The sequence below is a fragment of the Candidatus Pantoea persica genome (assembly GCF_013753875.1).
Taxonomy (GTDB): Bacteria; Pseudomonadota; Gammaproteobacteria; order Enterobacterales; family Enterobacteriaceae; genus Pantoea; species Pantoea persica.
The window spans coordinates 1-2662 of sequence record NZ_SMDS01000012.1 but is presented as its reverse complement, the minus strand read 5'-3'; the positions used below and the strand labels follow the sequence as shown (position 1 = coordinate 2662).

Below are 2662 nucleotides of genomic sequence, written 5' to 3'. Positions count from 1 at the left end.
CGGTATATAAAATTCTGGAAGACGATAAGCTCACACAGTAGAGCCTGTTTTTTAAAAGTTAATGAATTGATAATAATGAGTTTTTAGGCGTCAGATGGCACTTTTCGGGGAAATGTGCGCAATACCCCGTAACGAAAACTGGGAGTTTGGTGCAGATGGTCTGATGGAACGTCGTTTTGCCTGTATCAACGACATGCCTATAAAAGAGAGCGAGCGCAAGTACTTCTGGCCGCAGAGGCGTAGCCCGGATGATCATCCGAGCCTGTCCGACCTGGGTCTGTAAGTTAGTCAGTTATCCCGCGTGAGGCCACGACTGTTGTCTTGGTCGGGGCTTTTCTCAACCAGTCGATGTAAAAAATGCGAGCTGGTTGAAGCGGGAAACCTTTTCAATTTTGCAGGCGCGTGATCTTCCTGGAACGGGTACACGGAAGATGTTCCGTTTTTAAATAGCGCGCTATGTTGTAACGAACAACGTTAATAGAGCCGTATTATGAACATTAAATCCGTATTACTGACGGCCGCCATTGCGGCCGTATCAGCCAAAAGCTTTGCCGATGCATCCCAGCCAGAACGTCACGTGCAGGGGTTCCTTAATGCACTAAACGGCGCAGGCGGTAAACCTATTGAGCAGCTGTCTCCGCAGGATGCGCGTCAGGTGATGATCGACGCCCAGAAAGGCGCAAAACTGCCGGCGGCTGTAGTCACTGAAAAAGCCATTAACGTTGATGGTGGGGCGATCAAACTCAACATTGTGAAGCCTCAAAACGCACAGGGAACCCTGCTCGTGTTTATGTTCTTCCACGGTGGCGGCTGGATCCTGGGCGATTTCCCGACGCACGAGCGTGTGGTTCGTGACCTGGTCAGTGAGTCCGGCGCGGCGGCCGTCCTTGTGAACGATACCCCATCGCCGGAAGCCCATTTCCCTGTTGCAATTAATCAGGCTTATGCGGCAACCCGCTGGGTGGCCGAGCAAGGAAGCGAAATCGGCGTTGACGGTAAACATCTGGCCCTGGTAGGTAACAGTGTTGGTGGCAACATGGTCGCTGCTTTTTGACGCGACAAAAGCGCTGAAGAAGCGACTCTTCTGCGCGAAACCAGAAAGCGGTAGATCAGACACAGTAACTAAAACTGTGGTCAGCCCGGCTGTTTCAGATAGCAGGCTGACTCACCGTGATATCAGAAAGGTTTGGTTGGCAGGTATTTGCCGTCTAGGGTGATCACGGCACGATGTCCACCGTCCGGATCTTCAACTTTCTTGATGTCCAGCTTGAAGTTAATAGAGCTGATGATGCCGTCGCCGAATTTCTCGTGAACTAGGGCTTTGAGGGTCGGGCCGTAAACTGACATCATCTCGTAGAAACGATATGATAGTCGGGGCGGTCGGTATGCCATCAGCAAAGCTCCCGCGGACGGGGATCGACTGCAGTAACGTAACCTCATCTGTATTAAGGTCGAGCTTCTTACTCACGACTTCTTCGGCGCCAGCGGGCAGCGGTGACGAAGGCTTTGGACAAACCCGTGCCGTCAACGATCTCAGCGAAGGAAAGGTTCTTGCGGGCCTTGGCAAGATTGAGTCTGGATCATGGTCTTTTCTACTGGGTAAGTACGGGGTTCAGGCTACGTGTCTAGCTTGTGAGGAAATGGCGTTCACTTCCAGGTTATCTGCAAGGGACACAAAGGCGCCGGTGCTGCCATCAAAGGCGTCGATACGACCGCTCTCAATGTCATAGATCCAGCCGTGCAGGGTCACGCGTCCTTCTTCAAGAGCCAGACGAACGGACGGGTGAGTCTGGATGTTAGCCAGCTGTGCGATGACGTTTTCGCGCACCATAGCCGCGACTTTGGCTAACTGGTCCTGATGCTACCGTGCCTCGTTCACCACTCGGGCAGAGTCGGCATAACGCAACCAGCGGGACACGGGAGGCATATGGTCCAGACACTCGCAGGTGGCAACGGCAGTCATGGCGCCGCAGATTATTATGTCGTTGACCTTGAGTGCGGCGACCGCGTATTCAAAAGAGGCTAAAACACCGCCCGGCTCCGGGCTATAAAACGGCACAATATTGCCGGCGTTGCGGATCACAAACAGATCGCTAAGTTCGCGCGGGGTCACCAGTTCAGGCACCAGGCGGCTGTCGAAGCAGGAAATAAATAACGCTCTCGAGCTCTGCTGGTTAGCCAAGCTTTTGAACAGCTTGACCCGCTCGGGAAAAGCGTTTTTCTGGAACTTTAGAAAACCTTCAATAATCTCTTTCATGGTTGTTGTCTCGATGTCGTTTGCGTGTGACAAAGAGTAAGCAACTCATGCCATAAGATAAAAGTCTCATTTATTATAGTATAAATCAGATAATCTTATGAGGTTGATTATGCTCGCCCGGCATATCAGGTATTCATGACGTAAGCGATCTGAGCCGGGGGTCACTGCGCCTAGCAGTAACGCCGACCTTCACAATTTATCTGGTCGGGCCGCTTGTCGAGGCGTTTCACTCCCAGTATCCGGAAATTACCCTTAACGTGCGGGAAATATCATAGGAAAATATTGAGGAGATGCTCTTGGCGGGAGAACTTGATGTGGGGATCGCATTCGGGGAATTAAACAGCCCGGACATCGACGCGATCCCGTTGCTGGCCGAGACCCTTGCTCTGGTGGTCAGCACCCGGC

The 2662-nt window shown here is 52.3% G+C and carries 5 pseudogenes; 3 read left to right on the top strand and 2 right to left on the bottom strand.

Annotated elements, in window-relative coordinates:
* Positions 1-130 precede the first annotated feature (130 nt).
* Both EIO60_RS04855 and EIO60_RS04850 read left to right on the top strand, forming a co-directional pair.
* Positions 131-283 (top strand): annotated as a pseudogene (locus tag EIO60_RS04855) (DUF1348 family protein); the annotation flags it as partial.
* 207 nt (positions 284-490) lie between these two features.
* Positions 491-1048, top strand: a pseudogene (locus EIO60_RS04850) (alpha/beta hydrolase fold domain-containing protein); the annotation flags it as partial.
* A gap of 128 nt (positions 1049-1176) precedes the next feature.
* Here the strand turns inward: EIO60_RS04850 and cynS are convergent.
* Together cynS and EIO60_RS04840 are read right to left on the bottom strand one after the other, a co-directional pair.
* Positions 1177-1568 (bottom strand): annotated as a pseudogene (gene cynS, locus EIO60_RS04845) (cyanase); the annotation flags it as partial.
* Positions 1569-1612: 44 nt separating this feature from the next.
* Positions 1613-2257, bottom strand: a pseudogene (locus tag EIO60_RS04840) (carbonic anhydrase).
* Between the two features lie 119 nt (positions 2258-2376).
* Here EIO60_RS04840 and EIO60_RS04835 point away from each other — a divergent pair.
* Positions 2377-2662, top strand: a pseudogene (locus EIO60_RS04835) (LysR substrate-binding domain-containing protein); the annotation flags it as partial.